Origin of the sequence: Paraburkholderia terricola, from assembly GCF_900142195.1 — a bacterium.
GTDB lineage: Bacteria > Pseudomonadota > Gammaproteobacteria > Burkholderiales > Burkholderiaceae > Paraburkholderia > Paraburkholderia terricola.
The window spans coordinates 23,025-47,675 of record NZ_FRAB01000005.1 but is presented as its reverse complement, the minus strand read 5'-3'; the positions used below and the strand labels follow the sequence as shown (position 1 = coordinate 47,675).

Genomic DNA, 24,651 nt, shown 5'->3' with positions numbered 1-24,651 from the left:
GCGTCCCGTGGCGGTTGATGATGGCGGCGCTAGACAACGTCACTGGGGACGTCACTGCACGACGAATTCGGTGAACAGCACATCCTGGACGTGCATCGGCGCGGCGCCTTTATCGGTCGGCTGTTCGACCAGCGTCTTCAGTTCGGCGGCGAGCGCGTGCTTGCCTTCGAGCGGCGCGAGTTCGTCGGGGTGCTTGTTCGACAGCGCGAGCAGGAGACGGCTGCGCACTTCCGGCATGTGTTCGGTGAGTTCCTGCTGGGTTTTCGCGTCGGTGAGCTTGAGCGTCAGGCCGATGCGCAGGAAGTGCTGCTGGCCGTCGTCCGATTGCAGATTGACGGTCATCGATTCGAGCGGGAAGAAGATCGGCGCTGGAGCCGGGGCGGGCGCGGCTTGAGCCGGGTTGCCGGCCGGGGCGCGTTTGGACATGAAGAACCACACCCCCGCGCCGGCTGCGCCCGCGGCGATGATCGCGATGAGGACGATCAGGATGATGCGCTTCAACGGGCCCGGCGATGCGGGCGCGGCTTGCTGGTTTGCGGTCGTGGATGCCATGAGGTTTGCGGTTGCTTGCCGTTAGTGCTGGTGATGGTGATTGTTGTTGATTTGCCTGCGGCGCGATGGGTCGAAAAGAAGGGTTAATGCGGGCTATCTCTTGTTTTTGGCTTTCGGCGCCTGGCGGCGCGGGTTTTTGTTTGGGGGTTTGGTTCGGTTGGTTTGGTTTGGTCCTGGATTTGTTGGCCTTTCCTTGCTGGCTTAGTGGTCTATTAGCGTTGCCCCTGTGCGGGGCGGCACCTACTTTCTTTGCCGCCGCAAAGAAAGTAGGCAAAGAAAGCGGCTCACACCGCCAGTTCTGAAGCGGGTCCCTTGGCTTGGAGGAGGCAGTGGTGCATCTGGAATCGGTGCCCTCGCACATTCGACGCTCGTGACAAGGCAGTCATACTTCCCGCCTCGCACTGCGTGCTCGCCGGAAGGGTCGGCTTCAAAACCCGCGGGTTTGGTCGCCGGAGGGGGCGCATGAAAAGCGGCGGGCTCGATCGTCGGAAGGGACCGCTTCAAAACCTGCGGTTTCAGTCGCCGGAAGAGGCTGCTTCAAAACCTGCGGTTTCGGTTGCCGGAAGGGGTTGCATGAAAAGCGGCGGGTTCCGTCGTCCGAAGCGGCTACGCGAAAACCGATGGCTTCGTTTGTGTGCGGTGGGGCCCTCTGCTTCGCGTCGGCGGCGCGCCGGGGCGCCCCACGGGTTTGGAAGTGCAGCACTGGACCATCGGCCGGCCCCGCCGAAATGGGATCTCGCGCCGTGACGGGAACGCAGCGCTTTGCGCGGCAACGATGCCGGGCGCCCGAACCGTAGGAGCGGTTTAATGAAGCACCGCGACGGCGCGCGCAGCGCCGCCGGAAGAATGACTGCCTTGTCACGGGCGTCGAATGTGCGAGGGCACGGATTCCAGATGCACCACTGCCCCCTCCAAGCCAGGGGACCCGCTTCAAAGCTGGCGGTGTGAGCCGCTTTCTTTGCCTACTTTCTTTGCGGCGGCAAAGAAAGTAGGTGCCGCCCCGCACAGGGGCAACGCCAATAGACCACTAACAAATCAAGCAAAGGCCAACAAATCCAGGAGCAAACCAAACCAAACCCAAACCCCGCCGAGCAGCCCAATCCATCAAACAAAAGTATCCACCAACCCCACCTTCCGCCGAACGGCGATATCACCCACCGTCCCCACGGCCCCAGACTCAGCGCCGCCGGCAAACGAACCCCGACCACCACGCCCACCTGACCGCCCAGAATCAGCACTCTGCTGCTGCCCGCCCTGCCGGGCAAACCCATCACTGACACTAGCGCTGCCAAGCCCGATCCCATTGGCCTCCATCGCCTCCCGCAACTTCGGCAACGCCGCCTCGACGGCTTCCCGAACCTGCTGGTGCTGCGAAACAAACAACGCATGCGCATGGTTATCGGCCACCTGCAACACCACCTGCAACGGCCCGAGATCCTTCGGATTCAACGTGAGTTCGGCACTCTGCGAATGCGCATTCGACAGAAACACCACCTTCTGACTCAACGCCTCGTCCCAGTCGGCCGTGCCCACCTGCGGCGCCAACGCATTCGCCGCTTGCGCCGCGCCCGCGTTACCCGTCGTCTGGACGGCCGCCGTCGTGCTCGCGGCGCTCGCCGCGGCCTGGGTGGCGGCCAGCGCCGCCGTCGCCGCATCGGCCGCCGCCTTGAAAGACCCCGGATCGCCAGCTTGCCCGCCGCCGGCAGCGCTCGCCGTCAGCGAGTCGGCCGCCGCCTTCGTCGCCGCGGACGGGTCGGCCACGGTCGTCGCCGCCGACGTCAGCGCGCTTTTGGCGTTCTTCGCCCCCTTGCCGTCGCCGAACAGGCCCGCCGCAAGCGCCTTGTCGTCCGCCGATCCGCTCGCTTTTCCGGTTGCGCCGGCCTGGCCGCTTGCCGCCGTCGCCGCGTTCGCCGCCGCGCCGCTCGCCAACGCCTGCTGCGGGACCACGCCCTGGCCGTTGGCCAGCGCGGCAAGCGCCGCCTGCAACGCGTCCTGCGCCGACTTCGGATCGGTGGCGGCGGTTTTCTTGCCCGGCGCGCCGACGCTCGTGGCGTCCGTGGCCGAGCCGGCCAACGTGGTGGCGACATCGGTCGTGGCCGTGGCGGGCGCGGCCGTTACCGGCGCAGCGGCGTTCGCGTCGGCCTGAGCCTGCGCCTGCGCGGCGGAAGCCGCCGCCGCGGTGCCGGCGTCGGTCCGGCTGCTCGTATCGCCGGACTTCGGCGGCGTGGCGGCGCTCTTCTCGGGCGCGGCCTGCTGGGCTGCGTCGGCTGACGACGAATCGGACGCCGCCGTTTTCGTCGCGTCGCTATCGTCCTTGCCGCTGCTCACGTCGTCCGCATCGGGCGTCGAAGCATCGGGCGGCGGCGGCGCGTCATGCACGCTCGACGACGATCCCGACGACGCGGAAGCCGACGACGAAGCCTGCTGCTGGCTCGCGCTCCGCGCGGCGGCGTTGTTCTGCAAGTCGATGCTTTGCTGCAAGCTTTGCGCGAACGGCATGGCGGCGCTCGCGCTCGCGGCCTTGTTGGCCGCGCTGGCGGACGAGCTGCCGGCGGGGCCGCGCAGCGATCCGATCGGTGAGCCGATCTGTGAGAGAAGCGACATAGGAAATCCTGTCAATCCGTCAAACGGTGTGTTCAGTAGTCGAGGCGGCGCGCGTGCGTCATGCGCCTTCGGCGCGCATCCTCAGAATTCGGGCGGCGTGTTCGTCGGCGTCGCGCTGATCGCGCCGCGCCGTGGTTTTCGCTTCGGCGGCTTCACCGCGCGCCTGCAGCACCTCATAGGAGCCGAGCTTCTGCTTCTGACGCTGCCAGTCGGGCTTGGCGGCCTCGACGCGCGCGTTGGCCGTCACCAGCAGGTTGCGCTGCTGTTCGATGGCGGCGTCGAGCGTGTCGATGAACGCCTGGAAATTGCGCATGTTGCCGGCGGGCATGCCCGTCTGCGCGGTCGCGGTGAAGCGCGCGTGATATTCGTCGCGGTACTGCACCAGCGCGTCGAGCTGCGCCTCCACGTCGTTGCGCTCGCGCTGCGCGCGGCCGAGCCGCTGCGCGGCGGCGTCGACATCGTCCTGAGCGAGGCCGATGAGCGTCTTGATCGGAAAGTGTTTCGCCATGGTCAGGCTCCTTGGGCAAACAGCGCGTCCAGCATCGCGAGACTCGGTTCAAAGTTCGCGCACTCGCGAAAACCTTGCTGCAGGAAGGCTTCCATCCGCGGATACAGCGCGATCGCGCGGTCGAGCAGCGCGTCGCGCCCGCTCGAATAAGCGCCCACGTTGATCAGATCGCGGTTGCGCTGATAGCGCGACAGCATCTGCTTGAACATACGCGTTTTGTCGAGATGGTTATCGTCGATCAGCGCTGTCATTGCCCGGCTAATCGACGCTTCGATGTCGATTGCCGGATAGTGGCCGGCCTCGGCGAGCGAGCGCGACAGCACGATGTGGCCGTCGAGAATCGCCCGCGCGGAGTCGGCGATCGGGTCCTGCTGGTCGTCGCCCTCGGTGAGCACCGTATAGAACGCGGTGATCGAGCCGCCGCCCGCCGGGCCGTTGCCGGTGCGCTCGACGAGCGCCGGCAGCTTGGCGAACACCGAAGGCGGATAGCCCTTGGTGGCGGGCGGCTCGCCCACGGCGAGCGCGATCTCGCGCTGCGCCATCGCGTAACGGGTCAGCGAATCCATCAGCAGCAGCACGTGCTTGCCCTGATCGCGGAAATATTCGGCGAGCGAGGTGGAATACGACGCGGCCTGCATCCGCAGAAGCGGCGAGACGTCGGCGGGCGCGGCGATCACCACCGAGCGCGCGAGACCTTCCTCGCCGAGAATCTGTTCGATGAATTCCTTCACTTCGCGGCCGCGTTCGCCGATCAGGCCGATCACGATCACCTCGGCGCTGGTGTAGCGCGCCATCGTGCCGAGCAGCACCGATTTGCCGACGCCCGACCCGGCGAAGAGGCCCATCCGCTGGCCGCGGCCCACGGTCAGCAGCGCGTTGATCGCGCGCACGCCGACGTCGAGCACCTTGTGAATCGGTTCGCGGTTCAGCGGATTGATGACCGGCGCGGACAGCGGCGCATCGGCGTGCGCGCCGAGCGGACCCAGGCCGTCGAGCGGCCGGCCGGACGCGTCCAGCACGCGGCCGAGCAATTCCCAGCCGACCGGCAGGCGCTTCGCGCCCGCCATCGGGTCGGCGATCGGCGCGCTTTCGAGCGGATAGACGCGCGCGCCGGGCAGAAGGCCGATCACCTCGGTGGTCGGCATCAGAAACAGCTTGTCGCCGGAGAAGCCGACCACTTCGGCTTCGGCCATCGGCAGCGAACTGCCGGGCGGCAGTTCGATCATCACTTCGGCGCCCACCGACAGACGCAGGCCGACGGCTTCGAGCACGAGGCCGGCGGCGCGCGTCAGCCGGCCGCAGGCGCGCATCGGCTTGGCGATCGCGTTGCGCGCGCGCAGCGCGTCGAGCTTGCCGCGCCAGGCTTGCATGTGCGGATTGCTGTCGAGCGCGGGATCGTAGGGCGCATGCGCGGCAACGGTCGAAGCGGCGCGCGAGGCCGCGTTCAACGCAACGTTCGACGTGGCGGATTCGCGGCGCGCCGATGCGCCCGAGGTGCCCGTCGTGCCCGTCGTGAGATGGCCCGCCGCCTCATCGCGCAACGCGGCGTCGATGGCCGCGACCGCGGCCGCGGCGGGCGTGGCCGCCGCCGGTTCTTCCGCCAGCGCCTCGGCGCCGAACGACGCCAGCGCGAGCTCGCGTTCGAGCGGCGTCAGATCGCTGGCGCGGATTTCCTCGATCGTCGGCTTCACCATGTGCTCACCTTGCCGAGTGCGGCGGCGACGCGCTCCCAGCGCGTGTCGATGCCGGCGTCCACTTCGCCGGAGCCGGCTTGCGCGCGGCAGCCCCCGCGCTCCACCGACGGATCGGTGCGCACGGTCCAGCCCCGCGTTTGCAGTTCTTCCAGCAGATAGGCTTCGACGACCGGCAGATCGGCGGGGCTCACGATCAGTGCGGGCGCGCCGAGCAGCGCGGGCTCGGCGGCCAGCACCTCGCGCGCGGCGGCGATCAGCGCGGTCGGATCGTGCTGCACGTGCTGGCGCACGACCTGTTGCGCGATGTCCAGCGCGAGCGCGACCAGCGTTTCGGAGATCGCACCCTGCGCGCCGTCGAGCGCGGCCTTGAAGGTTTGCGCGAGCGCGGCCAACTGCGCCGCCTGTTCGCGCGCTTCGCTCTGGCCTTGCTCGAAGCCCTGCGCATGACCCTGGTCATAACCGGCCTGGTAGCCGAGCGCCTGGCCGGCCACGTGCCCCGACGCGATGCCCTGCGCGTGCGCGGCCTCGCGCAGCCGTTCGAGTTCGGCTTCGAACGCGCCGTCGTCGACTTCGGGTTCGGGCGGCGCGGGCGGCGCCGGATCGAACGAGGCCATCTCCCAGCGCTGGTAGGCCGAGAGCCGTTCCTTCGCCGTGGAGTTGCGATTAGACATACGCATCTTCCGCCTTGCCGCCTAGCACGATCTGGCCGCTTTCCGCGAGGTTGCGCACGATCTGCAGGATGCGGCGCTGCTGCGTCTCGACTTCGGAGACGCGCACCGGGCCGCGCGCGTCGAGGTCTTCGGCGAGCAGTTCGGCGGCACGCTGCGACATGTTCGAGAGGAACTTCTGGCGCAGCGCGGGCGGCGCGCCCTTCAGAGAAATGATCAGCGCCTCGGACTCGACTTCCTTCAGCAGCAACTGGATCGCGCGGTCTTCCAGGTCGAGCAGGTTCTCGAACACGAACATCTGGTCGATGATCTTCTGCGCGAGTTCGGCGTCGTACTGGCGAACGTTCTCGATGACGCCTTCCTCGTGATTGCTCGACATGAAGTTGAGAATTTCCGCCGCCGTGCGAATGCCGCCCATCGGGCTGCGCTTCAGGTTGTCGCTGCCGGACAGGAGACCCGTGAGCACATCGTCGAGTTCGCGCAGCGCGGCCGGCTGGATGCCGTCGAGCGTCGCGATGCGCAGCAGCACGTCGTTGCGCAGCCGGTCGGTGAAGCAGGCGACGATCTCCGAGGCCTGATCGCGGTCCAGGTGCACGAGGATGGTCGCGATGATCTGCGGGTGCTCGTTCTTGATGAGCTCGGCCACCGCCGCCGAATCCATCCACTTGAGGCCCTCGATACCGCTGGTATCGCTGCCTTGCAGGATCCGGTCGATGATCGCGCCGGCCTTGTCGTCGCCGAGCGCCTTGGTCAGCACCGAGCGGATGTAGTCGCTCGAATCGAGCGACAGCGCCGTATGCTTCTCGGCCTCGCGCACGAACTCCTGCAGGACGTCGTCGATCTGTTCACGCGTGATGTTCTTCAGCGCGGCCATCGTCACGCCGATCTTCTGGACCTCGCGCGGCCCGAGGAACTTGAACACCTGCGCGGCTTCTTCCTCGCCGATCGACATCAGCAGGAGCGCGCTCTTCATTACGCCTTCAGCGCTCATCGGACACCCAATTTTTCACGACGGTTGCAACGATCTTCGGATCCTGGCGCGCGATGCTGCGCGCGAATTCCAGGTTCCGCTCATATTTGTGTCTTGCGTGTTCGAGCGCGAGCTTCTCGTTGTCGGCTTCCAGCTCGACCACCGCGCCCTCGCGCTCGGCGGCGGGAATGCCGTCCAGCAGGACCGGCTCGTCCGGCGACGGCAGCGCCGCGGCGGCGACCGGCTCCGGCGGCGGGAAAGCGCGGCGCAGCGCCGGCTTCACCATCACGAAGTAGAGGAACAGGGCGACCGCGCCGATGCCGAGATACGTGGCGATCTGCTTGGCGAGCGCGATCATGTCGGGGGTGCGCCACCACGGCACGTCGGCGTTCGGGTCGAGGTCGGCGGTGAACGGGCTGTTGACCACGTTGACCGAGTCGCCGCGCGCCGCGTCGAAGCCCATCGCGTCCTTCACCAACTGGTTGACCTGGGCGAGCTTGTCGGCGGTGACCGGCTGCATCGTCGCGTGGCCCTTGGCGTCGACCACGCGCAGATAGTTGACCACCACGGCCACGGACAGACGCTTGATGCCGCCCATCGGCTGTTCGAGGTGGCGCACCGTTTTGTCGAGCTCGTAGTTGGTGGTCGAATCCTTGCGGTCGCTGACCGGCGTGGTCGTCACGCCGCTCGCGCCGACCGGCGCATTGATCGGCGCGGAAGCCGGCTGCGGCGGCTGGTTCGACAGCGCGCCCGGCACGCCCGAGGCGCCGGCTTGCGCCAGTTCGGTGGCGGTGCTCGATTGCTGGCTGCGGATCGCCGCCTGTTGCGGGTTGCCGTTCGGGCCGTAGTTCTCCGAGGTCTGCTCGCTGTGCGAGAAGTCGATGTCGGCGCTGACCTGCGAATGCGCGTTGCCCGAGCCGAACAGCGGCGCGAGGATCGCGTCGATGCGCTGCTGGGTGCTGCGCTCGATCTGCTGGCGGTACTTCAGTTGCGAGGCGTCGAGCCCGCTGCCGGTGGACGGCTGCGTCAGCAGGTTGCCGTCCTGGTCGAGAATAGTCACGCCTTTCACCGGCATGTCCGGCACCGCCGACGCCACCATATGGGTGATCGCCAGCACCTGGCCCTCGTCGAGCGCGCGGCCGGGGTAGAGGTTCACCAGCACGGAGGCCGACGGCGCTTCCTTGTCGCGCACGAACACGGAGGGCTTCGGAATCGCCAGATGCACGCGCGCCGACTTCACCGTCGAAATCGACTGGATCGTGCGCTCCAGCTCGCCTTCCAGCGAGCGCTGATAGTTGATCTGCTCGGCGAACTGGCTGATGCCGAACTTCTGGTTGTCCATCAATTCGAAGCCGACCGAGCCGCTCTTGGGCAAGCCCAGCGAGGCGAGCCGCAGACGCATTTCGTGCACCTGCTCGGCCGGCACGAGGATCGCGCCGCCGGCTTCGGAGAACTTGTAAGGAATGTTGGCCTGCTGGAGCGCGGTGATGATGGCGCCGCCGTCGCGATCCGACAGATTGCTGTAGAGCACCTTGTAGTCCGGCGCGCGCGACCACAGGAACAGGCCCGCCACGATGGCGACCAGCAGCGCGACCGCGAAGATCAGCGGCGCGCGCGGGTTGCCGCGCATTTGCGCGAGGCCCGACAGGCGCTGGCCGAAATTGCCGCCGAGGGTGCTCCCCAGTCCGCCGAGGTCCGCGGCGGCGCCGGACTGGCCGGGGCCGGCCGTGCCGGCGCCGGGCTGCGCGCCGGCCAGCCCCATGCGGGCGTCGGGGTTGATCAAAGAGTTGGCTGACGAATCCATGCGTCGGGTATCTCCGGGATGCCTTTGCGTTTCTGTCGCGTGGCGGCGCCGAGGTCGGCGGGCGTATGGACAGAGACTTTCACCGTTGAAATTATCCGCAGGGCGGCCCGACCCGATTGCTTGAATAGAGCCGGGTTTTCCCCCTAGTTTGGGGGCTTTCGCGCGGGGGCCGCTGCTATGCTTTCGTCCAGATCGGCACGGTTTCTCGCATGCCGGTCGTCATTCCCTGGAGAGAACATGACTTTGCCCGTGAACGCGCTCTCGTCGGCGCTGCAACAGATGCAGTCGCTGGCGGCCCAAGCGGCCGGCGGCGGCAGCCCGGTGGCCGGCCAGTCCGGCGCGGCGACCCCCAGCGGTTTCGCCTCCGCGCTGAAGGCGTCGCTCGACAAGATCAGCGGCGATCAGACCAAGGCGATCGGCGAATCGCAGGCGTTCGAACTCGGCGCGTCGAACGTGTCGCTGAACGACGTGATGGTCGACATGCAGAAGGCCAACGTCGGCTTCCAGTTCGGCTTGCAGGTGCGCAACAAACTGGTGTCCGCCTATAACGACATCATGCAGATGCAAGTCTGAACCGTGTTTCGGGCGGCAAGGCTGTTCGGCCCGCCCGAGCCACGCTGCCCGCGCGCCCGCCATGCGGCCGCTGCCGGCCGCGCCACCCGGCCCCCTCGATCCTCCTTACGCTGGCCTAAAGCTTTTCCGCCGCCTATCCGATAACCAGATACAGGCATGAATCGGGGCGCGGCGACGTACCCGGACGGGGTGCCGCGACCAACCACAGTGCAAGAGAGGAGGAGCGCCGATGTTTTCCCCAGGACACTCTGGAGCCAATGCGTACGCTCGCGTCGGCGTCGAGACAGGGGTGATGGGCGCGAGTCCGCATCGTCTGATCGTGATGTTGTATCAAGGGGCCCGGCAGGCCATTGCGCAAGCGCGCATGCATTTGCAGCAGGGCAACGTGCCGGCGCGTGGCGAGGCGGTCGGCAAGGCGATTCAGATCGTCGAAAGCGGGCTGCAGCAGTCGCTCAACCTCGAGGCGGGCGGCGAGATTGCGGAGCGGTTGGACGCGTTGTACAGCTATATGACGCGCCGGCTGCTCGAAGCCAACATCAAACAGAGCGAAGCAATGCTGGTCGAGGTGGATGGCCTGCTCGCGACGCTCGAAGAGGCCTGGATCGGGATTGCCCCGGAGATCGCGCGGATGGCAGCCCAGCCGGCCGCGGAAAGCATGAGATGACATCGAACGCAGAATATTTCGCCCGCTACGAGGCGATTGCAGCGATTTCCCGCCGCATGCTGACAGCCGCCCGGCGCGCCCTGTGGAACGATCTGGTGCTCCTGCAGGAGGAGTACCGGAACCTGGTGGAGGCGCTGCGGGACGCGGAAAACGGCGTGAAGCTGGATGAAGCCGAGCGCCTGCGCAAATACGCGCTGATCCGGCAGATTCTCGCGGACGACGCGGCGATCCGCGATCTGGCGAATCCGCGCATGGCGACGCTGTCGGCGCTGTTCGCCGGACGGCCGACTCGCCTGCTCAAGGAGTTGTACGGCGCGCGCTGAGTGTGCGCGCCGACGCCGCGACGGCTTTCTCGCATGAATCCGCCGACCGCATGCGGTTGAGCGCGCTGCCGCCAATGTGACCAAGGAACCGGCATGAACGGAATCGACACGGCCCTTACTTCGGTGCTCGCGAGCCGGGTCGACAGTCTGCTCAATATCGCGCCCGGCAGCGCGGCCGCGTCGCAAACCGGCGCGGCGGGCGTCGACACCGCGCCGACCACCGCGCCTCCCGTTGGCACGCCCGCGCCGCAGCCTTCCGCGCAAACCGCGCTGTCCGCCGTCGCGCTCGCGCTCAACGCGATCGTGCGCTCGGGCGGCGAGGCGACCCCCGCTGTACTCGGCCAGATGCCCATCTGGCCCGCCGCACCCGCGCTCGATGTCGAAGTGGGCTTGCCGCTGTTTGATACGCCGGCTGCCGGTAGTGCCGCGAACTCGACCAACACCCCAACCGCTTCGACCGCCAATCCGAACACCGCCGCGACGGCGGCCACCGCCCATGTGGCGGCGGCCCAGGTGCCGGTCGCGGCGCTTGCGGCGGCGCTCGAACAGACGGTCGGCGACAGCGGTCTTTTCTACGAAGCGCATCTCGCGCAATGGCTGGCGGGACAGCGTTCGCCCGCGACGCTTGCCGGCGAGGCGCAGAACAAGCTGGTGGCCGCCGCCGCGCAATTGCCGCTCGACTGGGCGAACGACGCCGGGGACGCGTCGCCCGCCAATCCCGCCACGCGGCAAGGCACGGGCGCCGCGCCGAATGGCGCGCTGGATGCCAACGCCGCAGCTCGCGCGATGCCCTCGATCCAGACCGCGCAGGCCGCCCGTTTCGTGGCCGGCGAGGTGCTGGCGAGTTCGCTTTCCGACCTGAACGGCCAGCCCGCGCACGCCAATCCGCACGGCGCGGCCGCGCAGCCCGCCGACGGCGGCGCGTCGCAGAATCCGCAATCGATGGCGGCGGCGGTTCACCCGGCGACCGTGTCGCTGGTGCGTCAGCAACTGGATCTGCTCGCGACCGGGCAGTTTCGCTGGACCGGCGAGGCGTGGCCGGGCGCCAAGCTCGATTGGACCATCGAGCAGGAAGGCGACGAATGGGACCGCAGCGGCGGCGGCGCCGCGAGCGAGGACGACCATCCGTGGCGCACGCGTCTGACGCTGTCGCTGCCGACGCTCGGCACCGTCGATGCGGATCTGACGCTGATCGGCACTCGGCTCACGGCGCGCGTGCAGGCGAGCCCCGGCGGCGCGGCGCGGCTCGCGCAGCAGGGCGAGAGTTTTCGTCAGCGGCTCGCGGCGGCGGGCATCGAACTGAACGGCTTGACGATTCGCGAGATCGGCGGCGGCGCGCCTGTCATGGGCGCAGCCGATGCGGGCGCCGCGGCGGCTGCGCAGGCGGCGGCTTCGGCGTATGCGCGTTCCGCGTCGGCGGGTGCTCCGATGGGCGCGGCGGGCGCGGCGAGTTCGGCCGGTTCGGCTGCGGCCAAGGCCGCGAGCGGACGCCGTGCGGCGCGCGTGAGCCGCACGGAAAACGCGCCGCTCGACGATTTCGATTGGGACATGTGATGAGCCGCAAGCATCGCCGCAGCGCGGCAGCGCTCGTCTACGACGCCCAAGGCGGCGATCCCGCGCCGCGCGTGGTCGCCAAGGGCTATGGGCTGCTGGCCGACATGATCGTGCAGCGGGCCAAGGAAGCCGGCTTGTACGTGCACGAGGCGCCGGAAATGGTCTCGCTGCTGATGCAGGTGGACCTCGACGCGCGAATTCCGCCGCAGCTTTATCAGGCGGTGGCGGAATTGCTCGCGTGGCTGCATCGGCTGGAAAGCGGCGCCGAGACGCCGGCGCAGGGCGCGAATGCCGGCGCGCAGGATGTGATCGACGTGGTCGCCACCGAGATCGGCGGTAGCGCCGGGCGGTGAGCGGGGTGGGGTGTGCGTCCGCTGCAACCCGCAACGTCTAATACCACTTCGTCAGTGAAACCTCGTCAGTGCAATAGCCCCCAGCCGCCGCTCACATCAAAACCGCATCATCAACTTAAGCAGCGCGTTGACCCGCTTGCCATACGGCGGCGCGATCCATCCACGGGCATTCAGACGCGCTTGCGTCAGCACCGGCTTCATCTTCGAGAAGGTCACGAAGCCCTCGTAGCCGTGATACGCGCCCATTCCGCTCGCACCCACGCCGCCGAACGGCAGGCTTTCGCACGCGAGGTGCATCAGCGTTTCGTTGACCGCCATGCCGCCGGCGATCGTTTCGTGCGTCACGCGTTCGATGGTGGCGGCGTCGTCGGCGAATAGATACAGCGCGAGCGGACGAGGACGGGCGTTGATCCACGCGATGGCGTCGTCGAGCGTGTCGTACGGCACGATCGGCAGCAGCGGCCCGAAGATTTCCTCCCGCATCAGCGTGCTGTCGTCCGGCGCCTGGGTGACCGCGATCAGCGGAAAACGGCGGCTCGCCGCATCGGGCGCGCTGTCGGTGAGCGCGTGCAGTTGCGCGCCCGCGGCCTGTGCCTCGTCGGCGAGGCGCTGTAGGCGCGCAAAGTGGCGATCCGAAATGATCGACGTGTAATCGCGATTGCCGGCGAAGCCGGGATACAGCTTCGCCATTCGCGCGCGCGCCCGTTCGATGAACGCCTGCTCCGTGCCGCGCGGCACCAGCACGTAATCCGGCGCGACGCAGGTCTGTCCCGCGTTGAGCGTCTTGCCGGCGACGAGGTTGTCCACCGCGTTGTCGAAGCGCGCCTGCGGGGCGATCAGCGCGGGCGACTTGCCGCCCAGTTCCAGCGTGACCGGCGTGAGATGCTCCGCGGCGGCGCGCATCACTTCATGGCCGACCCTGGTCGAGCCGGTGAACAGCAAATGGTCGAACGGCTGCGCGCTGAACGCGGCGGCGAGCGCGGCGTCGCCGTTCACCACCGCGACGTGATCGCGCACGAAGGTCTGGCCGATCAGTTGCTCGAACAGCGCCGAGGTGCGCGGCGTCAGTTCCGACATTTTGATGATCGCGCGATTGCCGGCGCTCAATGCGCTGATCAGCGGCCCGGCGGCAAGCAGCACCGGATAATTCCACGGCACGATGATGCCGACCACGCCGAGCGGCTGCGGCACGACCTTCGCGCGCGCGGGCAGCAGCCATTTGTTGGTGCTGCGGCGCTGCGCTTTCATCCAGCGTTTGCCGTGTCTGAGCGCGCCGTCGATCTCTTCCTTCACCAGCAGGAATTCGGCGAGCAGCACTTCCTCTTTCGCGCGGTTGCCGAAATCGGCGTTCATCGCGTCGGCGAGCGCGTCGCGGTTGTCGAGCAGGACTTTGCGCAACGCCTGCAGATGCGCGGCGCGTGTTTCCCATGACGGATACGGCGCGCGCAAATAAGCATGGCGCTGCTCGCGCAGCAGCGCTTCGAGCGCGGCGACCTCCGGCAGATCGTTCTTCATGTTGGTCCTCTCCCTGATGGATATATCGGAGCGCCTCTGACGATCACGCCGGAAAAGCCCGTTCGATGATCGCCGCATGATCGAACGTGACCGGCAGCGTGCCGTAGACCCGGCCGCTTTCGCCGCAGCCTTCGGCAAGACGCGTGGCGATGAAGGCGTCGGCGATCTCGCCGGGCGCGTGCTTCACGAGCAAGGTGGCCTGCGCGATCAGCACGATCTGTTGCGCGATCCGCCGCGCCGCGCCTTCGCGATGACCGGCCGGCGCGCCGAGCGTGGCGGCGAGCTTGCCGAGCGCGGCGCTCAATGCCGGATGCCCTTGCGCGTCCGCTTGCCATGCGGCGAACAGCGCCTGCGCGGCTTCCGGCTCGCGCTCCAGCGCGCGCAACACGTCGAGGCACATGACGTTGCCCGAGCCTTCCCAGATGGAATTGACCGGCGCTTCACGATAGAAGCGCGCCATCGGACCGCTTTCGACATACCCGTTGCCGCCCCACACTTCCATCGCCTCGCCGGTGAATTCCAGCGTGCGCTTGCAGACCCAATACTTCGCTGCGGGCGTGACAATGCGCCGCCATGCGCGCTCGGCGGGCGGCGCATTCGACGCATCGGCCGATGCCTCGAACGCGCGCGCGAGACGCATGAACAGCAGCGTGGCCGCTTCCGACTCCAACGCCAGATCGGCCAGCACGTTGCGCATCAGCGGCTGATCGGCCAGATGCCGGCCGAACGCGCTGCGATGCCGCGCATGATGAATCGCCTGCACCAGCGCCGCGCGCATCAGCGCGGCGCTGCCGATCACGCAATCGAGCCGCGTGTAGTTCGCCATTTCGATGATGGTCGGCACGCCGCGTCCTTCGTCGCCGATCATGATGCCGAACGCGTCGAGAAATTCGACTTCGCTGCTCGCATTCGAACGGTTGCCGAGCTTGTCTTTCAGACGCTGAATCTGCACCGCGTTCTTGCTGCCGTCCGGCGCGAAGCGCGGCACGAAGAAACACGAAAGGCCTTCGTGATCGCCGGTGCGGGCGAGCACGAGGTGCGCGTCGCATTGCGGCGCGGAGAAAAACCATTTGTGACCGACGAGCCGGTATTCGCCGCCGCGCCCGCCGCCTGTGGTTGCATGGGCGCGAGTCTGGTTGCTGCGCACGTCCGAGCCGCCTTGTTTTTCGGTCATGCCCATGCCGATCATCGCCGACGTTTTCTGCGTGAGCGGCACGTCGCGCGGATCGTGCTCGCGCGTGTAGAGCTTGTCGCGCAACGTGTCGAACAACGCGGGTTCGCGCTGCAACACCGGAATGCTCGCAAAGGTCATGGTCGGCGGACAGAGCGAACCGGATTCGATTTGCGCATGCAGGAAGTAACCGGCGCAGCGCGCGGCCATCGCGCCACTTCGCGGATCGGAAAATGGCAGCGCGTGCAGACCCTCGCGCCGCAACAGCGATAACAGCGTGTCCCACGAGGGATGAAACTCCAGCGCGTCGATGCGTTCGCCGCGCGGGCTGTGCGTGAACAATTCAGGCGGATGACGATTCGCCAGCTCGGCGAGTGCGAGCGTGTCGGGCGTCGTGAGCGCCGCGCCATGCCGCAGCAGCGCGTCGCGATGCCATGCGGCGCCTTCGCGATCGAGGGCGGCGGACAACGCGGCGTCGCTCGCGAACAGGTTGTAATCCGTCAGCGGCGGGACCTGATTCGTCACTTCGTGAGTCTGGCCGAAGCTGTGCTGTTGCATGTGCTGTCTCCGTTCACCGGATGCTCACCGCGGGCTCGCCGGTGCTGATCGACGGTGTGCTGTTTGATCGCCGCGTGTCATGTCGCACGCTGGGGGACGGCGTGCGCCACGCCGTGTTTGAATGCCGCACGCGGCCGTGCGGCCGGCGTCTGCGCGTCTTTCATCATAGGGTCGCGGGGGTGCTTCCGTTTAGAGTAACCGCTCTGACGCGAAGCCGCCGTCGCGTGGGAAGGCTCCCTACAATGCCGTGAAACACACGTAGACAAGTGTGCCGCAATAAATTGCATGGGATCGAAGTAACCGCTAAAGCGCTAACGCCGATCGGCACGAGACAGGATGACAGGATTCGCGAGCAACGCGGACCCACCAGGAGGAGAGGATGCAATACGACTACCTCATCGTCGGTGCAGGCTCGGGCGGTTGCTCGCTGGCGAGCCGTCTCGCCGACCACTGCCCCGACGCGACGATCGCGCTGATCGAAGCCGGCCCGCACACGCAGCGCAATCTGTTCGTCAACATGCCGGTGGGCGTGGCGGTGGTGGTGCCGAACAAGCTCAAGACCAACTATGGGTATCTGACCACGCCGCAAGCGGGACTCGGCGGACGGCAAGGCTATCAGCCGCGTGGGCGCGGCTTCGGCGGATCGAGTGCGATCAACGCGATGATCTATACGCGCGGCCATCCGCTCGATTACGACGAATGGGCGCAACTGGGCTGCGAGGGCTGGTCGTGGGCGGAGGTGCTGCCTTATTTCCGCCGCGCCGAGGACAACGAGCGCGGCGCCGATGCATGGCACGGCGCTGGCGGTCCGCTGACGGTGTCCGACCTGCGCTACCGGAATCCGTTTTCGAAGCGCTTCGTGCAGGCCGCCATCGAAGCCGGCTACAAGGCGAATAGCGATTTCAACGGCGCGGACCAGGAAGGCATCGGCTTCTATCAGGTGACGCAGCGCGACGGTCGCCGCTGCAGCGTGGCGCGCGCGTATATCTACGATCGCGCGCGCCCCAATCTCCATACGATCGCCGACGCGACGGTGCTGCGCGTCGTGTTCGACGGCAAGCGCGCGAGCGGCGTCGAGGTCGTGCGCGGCGGTCACATCGAAACGCTGGAGGCACGCGCCGAGGTGGTGCTGGCGGCGGGCGCATTCAATTCGCCGCAACTGCTGATGTGCTCGGGCATCGGGCCTCCAGCGCATCTGCAAGCGCTCGGCATCGCGGTGCTGCACGATGCGCCCGAGGTCGGCCAGAACCTGATCGACCACGTCGATTTCACGATCAACAAACGGGTTGCGTCGATCGAGCCGACCGGCTATTCGATTCGCGGCATCGCGCGATTGCTGCCGCAGTTCGTCACCTTCATGCGCCACGGGCGCGGCATGTTGTCGAGCAATGTGGCCGAGGCAGGCGGCTTTCTAAGGAGCCGTCCGACGCTCGCGCGCCCCGACCTGCAACTGCATTTTTGCGCCGCGCTGGTCGACGATCACAACCGCCATATGCATTGGGGTCATGGCTATTCGCTGCACGTGTGCGTCCTGCGGCCGAAGAGCCGCGGCAGCGTGACGCTCGCGAGCGCCGACGCGCGCGTGGCGCCGGTGATCGATCCGCGTTTCTTCAGCGATTCGCGCGACCTCGATCTGCTGGTGGAAGGCACACGGATGGCGCGGCGCATTCTCGATGCGCCATCGCTCGCGCTGCACGGCGGCAGGGAACTCTATACGCATGCCGGCCAAGCCGAGGACGAATTGCGCCGGACCATCGCCGAGCACGCGGACACGATCTATCACCCGGTGGCGACCTGCCGGATGGGCGGCGATGCGCGCTCGGTGGTCGATCCGCAGTTGCGCGTGCGCGGCGTGACGGGGCTGCGGATCGTGGATGCATCGGTGATGCCGACGCTGATCGGCGGCAACACCAACGCGCCGACCGTGATGATCGGCGAGCGCGCAGCCGACCTGATTGCGGCGGCTCGTCGAGAAGGAGAAACGCTGTTGGCGGCGTCGTCGGCGAATGCCGCCTGAGTGCGGGTTCGCTTGAGATCCAACGTTCAAACATAGGAGAAATTAGTCGAACGTCGGTCTATTCGTCATAAATTGTGCTGCTTCTTTTATGAGATTTTCCCGAACCTATAATCGCGCCGCCAAAAGAGGAGCGCGTCAGGTGGCGCGCTCGGGAAATTCGAGGAAGTGAAGCGATGAGCATCAATGTGATTCAGCTGATTCAGTCCGCGCTGACGGACGGGGTCGTGCAGCAACTGGGATCCCGTCTCGGACTGCCGCCGGAGGCGACGCGGAAGGTGTTTGCCACCCTTGCTCCGGCAGTGGTCGCCGGCCTGATGCAAAAGGGAGCGACGCTGGAAGGCGCGCGGTCGCTGTTCGCCACGATTCTCTCGCCCGAGGTGAACGGGCACATTGCCGAACAACTGCCGCAATTGCTCGGCAGCACCGGCGGCGTGAGCCAGCTCGAAGGCGCGGGGCGTCAGTTGCTCGAACGCGTGCTGGAACGCCGCGTCGATGCCCTCAGCGACGAGGTCGCCACGCAAACCGGCGTGCCGGCGCACGCCACGCATGCGCTGACCGGCATCGTCGGCGCAACGGTGCTCGGCGTGCTCAAGCGGCATTTCCTCGAAGCGCGCGGCAATGTCGGCCAGTTGCCCACGCTGTTGGGTCATCAATTGCCGCTCATTGCGCCGCATCTGAACGACAGCCTCATGGCCGCGCTCGGTTTGGGCGGGCTTGGCGGTTTCGCCGGCAGCGTGCTGGCGCAGTTGAAAGCGGTTTCGTCTCACGTCGACCATCCCACGCCCGCGGCCAAGCCAGGGCACCCCAGCCAGGCAACGGTCCAGGTGCCCGCCGACGCGGTGGTGCGCGAAGAGCGCCGCTCGCGCGGTTGGTTGTGGTGGCTGCTCGCGGCCATTGCGGCGGTGCTGGCTTTCCTGTTCCTGCGCGGGTGTCAAGGCGAGCAAAGCGCCACGCGCGCCAATGCGGACGCCGCGGCGGCTGCACAGCCTGCCTCGGCCGCGGCCAGCGCCGCCCCTGCGGCGAGTGCCGCCAGTGCCGCCAGCGCCGTGGAGCAAGCGGCCGCCGCGCCCGTGCCGACCAGGGACAGTCAGCTCAGCTTCACCGTCGACGCCGCCGGCAAGCCGACCCTCACCGCAACGCTCGGCAGCGAAGCGGAACGCAAGCAGTTCATCGACGCGCTGACGCAGCGTCTCGGCGCGAACAACTTCGTCGCGAACGTCGCGATCGATGCGGACACCAAGCCGGCCGACTGGCTCGCGCGTCTCGAAGGCCTCTTGCCGCTGATGGCCCTGCCGGGCGCGGAAGCGAAAGTGGACGGCACGCGCATCGAACTGAGCGGCAGCGCGGCCAACGCGAAGCTCGGCTGGCTCGATAAGCTGAAGTCGCTGTTCGGCGCGTCGTATCAGATCGGGTCGTTCAACGTCGAGCAGGCCGTCGCCAACGCAACGGAAAGCTTCCGCGGCGCGATCAAGGGGCTGCTGGCTCCGGACAACGCATGCGCGTCAGCGGACATCGTGAAGGTGCTGAATCTGCAAGTGATCAACTTCGCGAACGCCAGCAATCAGGTGCCGGCTTCGGCGCGGGAGGATTTGAACCAGTCCGCGCAGGTGCTTGCTGCATGCGCGCGCAACGGCAAGGCGGTCAAGCTCGAAGTGGCCGGCTATTCGGACAACGTGGGCGGCGAGCAAGCCAATCTGCAACTCTCGAAGAAGCGAGCCCAGGCCATCCGCGCGTATCTCGTCAAGGCTGGCGTGCCGGCTGATTCGCTGATCGCGCAGGGTTACGGCGATGCGCGTCCGGTCGCGAGCAACGATACGGCGAGCGGCCGTTTCGCCAACCGCCGCATCGAGTTCGTCGCGCAGCAGTAAGCGCGCCTTTATCGAGCGTTTGTGCCATGCCGCCCGGCTCGCGCCGGGCGGCATTTTTCATTTGACGGGCGGTGTCGGAGCGGGCGCGGTAATGCCTGCGATGTCCGTGATCCCCGTGATTCCCTTGATCGCGATACCCGGCCCCAGCATGAAATCATCGCCGGCCTGGCCCGGCAGCGTCTCGCGCGCCACCTCGAGCCACGCGCGCGCGGCGTGCGACAGATAGCCGTTGCGGCGCCAGCCGATCGCCATTTCCCACGGAATTTCCGGTTCCACGACCGGCCGGCAGGTGAACTGCGCGGCGTCGAGCCGCCGGCAATAGGGCGCAGGCAGCAGCGCGATGCCGACGCCGGCCAGCACCAGTGCCGCCATGAAATCCCAATGCCCGCTGCGTCCGACGATGGTCGGCGCAAAGCCGGCCGCGCGGCAGGCATTCAACACCACGTCGTTGAGCGCGAGGCTCTCGCCGTAGAACACGAACGGCTCGTTGGCGAGTTGGGCGAGCGGCACCTCGTGCAGATCGTCCCAGCGCGAGCCGGTGCGCGCGACGAGCCATAGCAACTGGTGCGTGATCGGCAGCACGTCGATGTTTTCGGGGTCGACCGGCTGCAGCACGCCGCCCAGTTCCAGTTCACCGTTGATCAGCGCCGTTTCGATCGCGCGCGAGCCTTGCTCGAACAGCTTGAGGTCGATTTTCGGGTAGCGTTGGCGGAACGCGGCGATGGTGGGCGTGAAAAGCGAACCGCCCATCGGCGGAATGCCGATGGTGAGTTCGCCGCGGCCGAGCGTGTCGAGATCGTTCAGTTCGGCCTGCAATTGCGCGTGCGCCGCCAGCACGTCCTGGCCGCGCTGGTAGACGATCCGGCCGGCGTCGGTCAGCACCATCTGACGGCCGTCACGCAACAGCAGCGGAGAGCCGATTTCGTCCTCCAGCGACTTGACCATCTTGCTGATGGTTGGCTGCGTCACGAACATCTGCTCGGCTGCCACGGTGAAGCTCTGTTGGCGTACCACTTCGACGAAATAACGCAGCGCACGTAGTTCCACGATCTCCGGCTCCAGAATTCCAGATTGGAATGACCGGCATGATTGTAAGTCACCATATTTATGCGGCAGCGCGCGCGGGGGCCGCGCGGCTTTTCAGGATGCTTGCCGTTTCAGCGCGGATAAGATTGGCGGCTTTCCACCGTCGGCGCCCTGGCGCAGGTCCTCATCATGAAGCCCATTTCGATCATCATTCCCTGCTACAACGGCGCCGCGACGGTTGTCCGTGCGCTGCGCAGCGGCCAGATTCAGCCCGAAGTCGCGCAGATCATCGTCGTCGACGACGGTTCGACCGACGCGTCGGCCGACATCGTGGCCGAGTGCGGCAGCCTCGATCCGCGCGTGGGCCTGTTGCGGATGCCTCAAAACGGCGGCCCCGCGCGGGCGCGCAACTGGGGCGCGCTGCATGCTTCGCACGATCTGCTCGCCTTCCTCGACGCCGACGACGAATACCTGCCCGGCGCGCTTGCCGCGGCAAGCTCGTTTCTCGCGAAGAACCCGACAGAAGTGTCCGTGCGGCTCGACGTCGAATACACCGGTTTTCCAGCCGACATCACCGGCCATGCCGATTTCGCCAAACACGCCGCGACGCTCAGCAATACGGTGCCGAGCAGCCTGATCATTCGCCGCGCGGCCTACGCCGCGCTCGGCGGTTTCCCAATGGACGACGCGTTTCGCGTTCGGGGCGGCGAAGACGGCGCGTTTTCATGGGCGCTGCGCGACATTTTCGGCAATCGCCGCCTCGACGATGCGAAGCGCGTGCGCATGCATTACCACGCGGGCATCCACGCCGAGCGCTACTTCCGCATCGCGCTCGGGCTGGCCACCGTGCATCCCGCCGACGTCGCCGATGCGTTCAGGTATTCGAGGCAGTTTGTCGAGACCGCGCGCGCTGGCATCGCGCAACTGCGAACGGCGAACATGGCGCAGGAGCCCGCCGCGCCCGCTGTATAACGCGCAGGCCGCTCGGCCGCGCAACGCCCACACATCACGGGGACGCCCGCCCAGCTGTTCCCCGCAGCGGTTTTCCGTATCCGGAAAACAACCCGCTCGCATACCCGATCCACGCCCCGAAGCCATCTCGATTTGCTACAATCGCCGTTCGTCTTCGAGGAGCGTTGCGACGGGTACCGCGAATCTGCATTCGCCGGCCGCCCGCCAGGCTCGAAGGCTTCAATCGGAAGGGTCGGATGCGCATCGCGCGTTCCGATCCACCGCATCGAACCGCGCTCACGTCAAATTTCTAGTCAATTTCTTAGAAAGGAGGGCGTGATGAACGCCGCAGTTATCGATTCCCAAGCTTCCCAGGATTACATCGTTGCCGACATGTCGCTTGCCGACTGGGGTCGCAAGGAACTGAACATTGCCGAGACGGAAATGCCCGGCCTCGTGCAAACGCGCGAAGAATACAAGGCGCAGCAGCCGCTGAAGGGCGCGCGCATCGCGGGTTCGCTACACATGACCATCCAGACCGGCGTGCTGATCGAAACGCTGACCGCGCTCGGCGCCGACGTGCGCTGGGCATCGTGCAACATCTTCTCGACGCAGGACCACGCCGCCGCCGCGATCGCCAAGGCCGGCACGCCGGTGTTCGCGTTCAAGGGCGAGTCGCTCGACGAATACTGGGAATTCTCGCACCGCATTTTCGAATGGCCGAACGGCGAATTCGCCAACATGATCCTCGACGACGGCGGCGACGCCACGTTGCTGCTGATCCTCGGCTCGAAGGCGGAGAAAGACCGCTCGGTGATCGCCAAGCCGACCAACGAGGAAGAAGTCGCGCTGTACAAGTCGATCGAACGTCATCTGGACGCGGACCCGACGTGGTACTCCACGCGCCTCGCGCACATCAAGGGCGTGACGGAAGAAACCACCACCGGCGTGCACCGTCTGTATCAGATGGAAAAGGAAGGCCGCCTGCCGTTCCCGGCCATCAACGTGAACGACTCGGTCACCAAGTCGAAATTCGACAACCTGTATGGCTGCCGCGAGTCGCTGGTGGACGGCATCAAGCGCGCCACCGACGTGATGATCGCGGGCAAGATCGCGGTGGTGGCCGGTTACGGCGACGTGGGCAAGGGCTGCGCGCAATCGCTGCGCGGCCTGGGCGCGACGGTGTGGGTCACCGAAATCGATCCGATCTGCGCGCTGCAAGCGGCGATGGAAGGCTACCGCGTCGTGACGATGGAATACGCGGCGGACAAGGCCGACATCTTCGTGACGGCCACCGGCAATTACCACGTGATCAACCACGATCACATGAAGGCGATGCGCCACAACGCGATCGTCTGCAACATCGGTCACTTCGATTCGGAAATCGACGTGGCGTCGACCCGCCAGTACCAGTGGGACAACATCAAGCCGCAAGTCGACCACATCATTTTCCCGGACGGCAAGCGCGTGATTCTGCTGGCCGAAGGCCGTCTGGTGAACCTCGGTTGCGCGACCGGCCACCCGTCGTTCGTGATGTCGAACTCGTTCACGAACCAGACGCTCGCGCAGATCGAACTGTTCACGCAAGGCGACAAGTACGAGAACAAGGTGTACGTGCTGCCGAAGCATCTGGACGAGAAGGTGGCGCGCCTGCATCTGGCGCGCATCGGCGCGAACCTCACGGTGCTCTCCGACGCGCAGGCCGGTTATATCGGCGTCGACAAGAACGGCCCGTTCAAGCCGAACCACTACCGCTATTAAAGATGCGGGCGGTCTGAAAGCATGACGGTTTAAGCACGAGGCGGCGCACGATGCGCCGCCTCGTTCACCATGCCCGCCTTCCCGTTCAATGGACATCCTGCCTGCAAGGAGCTCTACATGACCGTGCTGCTGACCTGGCTGATCAACGCGCTTGCGCTGCTGATCATCACCTACCTCGTTCCGTCGATTCATATCCGCAGTTTCGGCACCGCATTGATCGTCGCGGTGGTGCTCGGATTGATCAATACGATTCTGCGGCCGGTGCTGATCCTGCTAACGCTGCCCGTCACGATCCTCACGCTCGGAATCTTCATTCTGGTGGTCAATGCGCTGTGCTTCTGGCTGGGCGCGTCGCTGCTGAAGGGCTTCGAGGTGTCGGGTTTCTGGTCGGCGTTCTTCGGCTCGATTCTGTACAGCATCGTTTCATGGCTGCTGTCCGCACTTATTTTCGGCAACCGCAGTCTCGGTTGATTGACTGAACCATGAACCCGATCGAACTTTCATTCGAATTCTTCCCGCCGAAAACGCAGGAAGGCGTCGACAAGCTGCGCGCCACGCGCACGCAGCTCGCGTTGCTCAAGCCGAAGTTCGTGTCCGTCACGTTCGGCGCCGGCGGCTCGACGCAACAGGGCACGCTCGATACCGTCGTCGATATGGCGAAGGAAGGCCTCGAAGCGGCGCCGCACCTGTCGTGCATCGGCTCCTCGAAAGAGAGCCTGCGCGCGATCCTCAATGAGTACCGCGCGCATGGCATCCGCCATATCGTCGCGCTGCGCGGCGATCTGCCGTCCGGCATGGGCGCGGTCGGCGAATTGCGCTATGCGTCGGAACTGGTGAGCTTTATCCGCGCCGAATTCGGCGACTGGTTCTGGATCGAGGTGGCCGGCTACCCGGAGTACCATCCGCAGTCGCGCTCGCCCGATCACGATCTGGCGAACTTCGCCCGCAAGGTGAAGGCCGGCGCCAATTCGGCGATCACGCAGTACTTCTTCAACGCGGACGCGTACTTCCGTTTCGTCGACGACGCCAGGAAGCTCGGCGTCGACGTGCCGATCGTGCCCGGCATCATGCCGATCACGAACTTCTCGCAGTTGATGCGTTTCTCGGAGATGTGCGGCGCGGAAGTGCCGCGCTGGGTCGCGCGCCGGCTGGAGAGCTTCGGCGACGACCGCGAGGCGATCCGCGCGTTCGGTCTCGACGTGGTGACGGACCTGTGCCGGCGTCTGATCGACGCCAAGGTGCCGGGCCTGCACTTCTACACGCTGAACGGCGCCGCGGCGACCAAGGCGATCTGCGAACGGCTGGGCGTGTAAGACGCCTGGAAGTCCCGGCGCCGATTTGATGGATGAAAACCGCGCGGCCTACCCGGCCGCGCGGTTTTTTTTTGCGTCGAAAGAAATGGCGCGCACGGAAATCCGTGGCGGGGCAGCGTCGCCGCCAACGGCAACGCCGCCGGAATGCTCGACTCGCAAATCCGCGCGACGCGTCACAAAGCGATCCATTCCGTCTCACCTTGC

22 protein-coding genes and 1 riboswitch are annotated in these 24,651 nt (G+C 66.6%); of the genes, 11 read left to right on the top strand and 11 right to left on the bottom strand.

Annotated elements, in window-relative coordinates; translation table 11 throughout:
• Window positions 1-51: 51 nt before the first annotated feature.
• The 7 genes from fliL to fliF form a co-directional block, all read right to left on the bottom strand.
• On the bottom strand, window positions 52-552 hold the full coding sequence (gene fliL, locus BUE39_RS06045) for a flagellar basal body-associated protein FliL (RefSeq protein ID WP_073427754.1): 501 nt from the start codon (window positions 550-552) through the stop codon (window positions 52-54).
• A gap of 1,104 nt (window positions 553-1,656) precedes the next feature.
• Window positions 1,657-3,156, bottom strand: coding sequence for a flagellar hook-length control protein FliK (locus BUE39_RS06040; RefSeq protein ID WP_073427753.1), 1,500 nt, complete (start codon window positions 3,154-3,156; stop codon window positions 1,657-1,659).
• 58 nt (window positions 3,157-3,214) lie between these two features.
• The gene (gene fliJ, locus BUE39_RS06035; RefSeq protein ID WP_073427752.1) at window positions 3,215-3,664 is read right to left on the bottom strand and encodes a flagellar export protein FliJ; all 450 of its coding nucleotides are present in this window, start codon (window positions 3,662-3,664) and stop codon (window positions 3,215-3,217) included.
• Window positions 3,665-3,666: 2 nt separating this feature from the next.
• Window positions 3,667-5,358 (bottom strand): flagellar protein export ATPase FliI, encoded by a 1,692-nt coding sequence (gene fliI, locus BUE39_RS06030; protein WP_073427751.1) that lies wholly within the window; start codon window positions 5,356-5,358, stop codon window positions 3,667-3,669.
• A complete protein-coding gene (gene fliH / locus BUE39_RS06025; protein ID WP_176035755.1) occupies window positions 5,352-6,035 on the bottom strand; it encodes a flagellar assembly protein FliH in 684 nt (227 codons plus the stop codon). Before fliH ends, fliI begins: the two co-directional genes overlap by 7 nt.
• Window positions 6,022-7,017: a flagellar motor switch protein FliG gene (fliG, locus tag BUE39_RS06020; protein WP_073427749.1), complete on the bottom strand. Its 996-nt coding sequence runs from the start codon at window positions 7,015-7,017 to the stop codon at window positions 6,022-6,024. The genes fliH and fliG overlap by 14 nt, the downstream gene beginning before the upstream one ends.
• The gene (gene fliF, locus BUE39_RS06015) at window positions 7,007-8,800 is read right to left on the bottom strand and encodes a flagellar basal-body MS-ring/collar protein FliF (RefSeq protein WP_073427748.1); all 1,794 of its coding nucleotides are present in this window, start codon (window positions 8,798-8,800) and stop codon (window positions 7,007-7,009) included. The genes fliG and fliF overlap by 11 nt, the downstream gene beginning before the upstream one ends.
• Window positions 8,801-9,037: 237 nt before the next feature.
• Here fliF and fliE point away from each other — a divergent pair, with 237 nt between their 5' ends.
• The 5 genes from fliE (at window position 9,038) to BUE39_RS05990 (ending at window position 12,267) form a co-directional block, all read left to right on the top strand.
• On the top strand, window positions 9,038-9,373 hold the full coding sequence (fliE, locus tag BUE39_RS06010; RefSeq protein ID WP_073427747.1) for a flagellar hook-basal body complex protein FliE: 336 nt from the start codon (window positions 9,038-9,040) through the stop codon (window positions 9,371-9,373).
• A gap of 229 nt (window positions 9,374-9,602) precedes the next feature.
• Window positions 9,603-10,037: a flagellar export chaperone FliS gene (gene fliS / locus BUE39_RS06005; RefSeq protein WP_073427746.1), complete on the top strand. Its 435-nt coding sequence runs from the start codon at window positions 9,603-9,605 to the stop codon at window positions 10,035-10,037.
• Window positions 10,034-10,360, top strand: coding sequence for a flagellar protein FliT (locus BUE39_RS06000; protein ID WP_073427745.1), 327 nt, complete (start codon window positions 10,034-10,036; stop codon window positions 10,358-10,360). The genes fliS and BUE39_RS06000 overlap by 4 nt, the downstream gene beginning before the upstream one ends.
• A 93-nt stretch (window positions 10,361-10,453) precedes the next feature.
• Window positions 10,454-11,914 (top strand): flagellar hook-length control protein FliK, encoded by a 1,461-nt coding sequence (gene fliK, locus BUE39_RS05995; protein WP_073427744.1) that lies wholly within the window; start codon window positions 10,454-10,456, stop codon window positions 11,912-11,914.
• On the top strand, window positions 11,914-12,267 hold the full coding sequence (locus BUE39_RS05990) for an EscU/YscU/HrcU family type III secretion system export apparatus switch protein (protein ID WP_073427743.1): 354 nt from the start codon (window positions 11,914-11,916) through the stop codon (window positions 12,265-12,267). Before fliK ends, BUE39_RS05990 begins: the two co-directional genes overlap by 1 nt.
• Window positions 12,268-12,363: 96 nt before the next feature.
• On the opposite strand, the gene BUE39_RS05985 is transcribed toward BUE39_RS05990, so the two are convergent.
• Window positions 12,364-13,782: a coniferyl aldehyde dehydrogenase gene (locus tag BUE39_RS05985; RefSeq protein ID WP_073427742.1), complete on the bottom strand. Its 1,419-nt coding sequence runs from the start codon at window positions 13,780-13,782 to the stop codon at window positions 12,364-12,366.
• A gap of 43 nt (window positions 13,783-13,825) precedes the next feature.
• Window positions 13,826-15,511 carry an isovaleryl-CoA dehydrogenase gene (locus tag BUE39_RS05980; protein ID WP_073427741.1) on the bottom strand — a complete coding sequence of 562 codons (1,686 nt, stop codon included), beginning with the start codon at window positions 15,509-15,511 and terminating at the stop codon, window positions 13,826-13,828.
• A gap of 379 nt (window positions 15,512-15,890) precedes the next feature.
• Between BUE39_RS05980 and BUE39_RS05975 the strand changes: the two genes are divergently transcribed.
• Together BUE39_RS05975 and BUE39_RS05970 are read left to right on the top strand one after the other, a co-directional pair.
• Window positions 15,891-17,528 carry a GMC family oxidoreductase gene (locus BUE39_RS05975; protein WP_073427740.1) on the top strand — a complete coding sequence of 546 codons (1,638 nt, stop codon included), beginning with the start codon at window positions 15,891-15,893 and terminating at the stop codon, window positions 17,526-17,528.
• A gap of 173 nt (window positions 17,529-17,701) precedes the next feature.
• Window positions 17,702-19,396, top strand: a complete 1,695-nt coding sequence (locus BUE39_RS05970) for an OmpA family protein (RefSeq protein ID WP_073427739.1) — start codon at window positions 17,702-17,704, stop codon at window positions 19,394-19,396.
• A gap of 57 nt (window positions 19,397-19,453) precedes the next feature.
• Here BUE39_RS05970 and BUE39_RS05965 read toward each other — a convergent pair whose 3' ends face one another.
• Entirely contained in the window at window positions 19,454-20,443 is a 990-nt protein-coding gene (locus tag BUE39_RS05965) for a LysR family transcriptional regulator (RefSeq protein ID WP_073427738.1), read from the bottom strand.
• A gap of 168 nt (window positions 20,444-20,611) precedes the next feature.
• Between BUE39_RS05965 and BUE39_RS05960 the strand changes: the two genes are divergently transcribed.
• The 4 genes from BUE39_RS05960 to metF all read left to right on the top strand — a co-directional run bounded on the left by BUE39_RS05960 (window position 20,612) and on the right by metF (window position 24,447).
• The gene (locus BUE39_RS05960) at window positions 20,612-21,394 is read left to right on the top strand and encodes a glycosyltransferase family 2 protein (protein ID WP_073427737.1); all 783 of its coding nucleotides are present in this window, start codon (window positions 20,612-20,614) and stop codon (window positions 21,392-21,394) included.
• Window positions 21,395-21,544: 150 nt separating this feature from the next.
• Window positions 21,545-21,679, top strand: a riboswitch (S-adenosyl-L-homocysteine riboswitch).
• 33 nt (window positions 21,680-21,712) lie between these two features.
• On the top strand, window positions 21,713-23,134 hold the full coding sequence (gene ahcY, locus BUE39_RS05955) for an adenosylhomocysteinase (RefSeq protein WP_073427736.1): 1,422 nt from the start codon (window positions 21,713-21,715) through the stop codon (window positions 23,132-23,134).
• A 117-nt stretch (window positions 23,135-23,251) separates the two neighbouring features.
• Window positions 23,252-23,605, top strand: coding sequence for a phage holin family protein (locus BUE39_RS05950; protein WP_073427735.1), 354 nt, complete (start codon window positions 23,252-23,254; stop codon window positions 23,603-23,605).
• A gap of 11 nt (window positions 23,606-23,616) precedes the next feature.
• Window positions 23,617-24,447, top strand: a complete 831-nt coding sequence (gene metF, locus BUE39_RS05945; RefSeq protein ID WP_073427734.1) for a methylenetetrahydrofolate reductase [NAD(P)H] — start codon at window positions 23,617-23,619, stop codon at window positions 24,445-24,447.
• Between the two features lie 48 nt (window positions 24,448-24,495).
• Here the strand turns inward: metF and BUE39_RS34790 are convergent, their stop codons facing one another.
• Window positions 24,496-24,636: a hypothetical protein gene (locus BUE39_RS34790; RefSeq protein WP_159442543.1), complete on the bottom strand. Its 141-nt coding sequence runs from the start codon at window positions 24,634-24,636 to the stop codon at window positions 24,496-24,498.
• Window positions 24,637-24,651 lie beyond the last annotated feature (15 nt).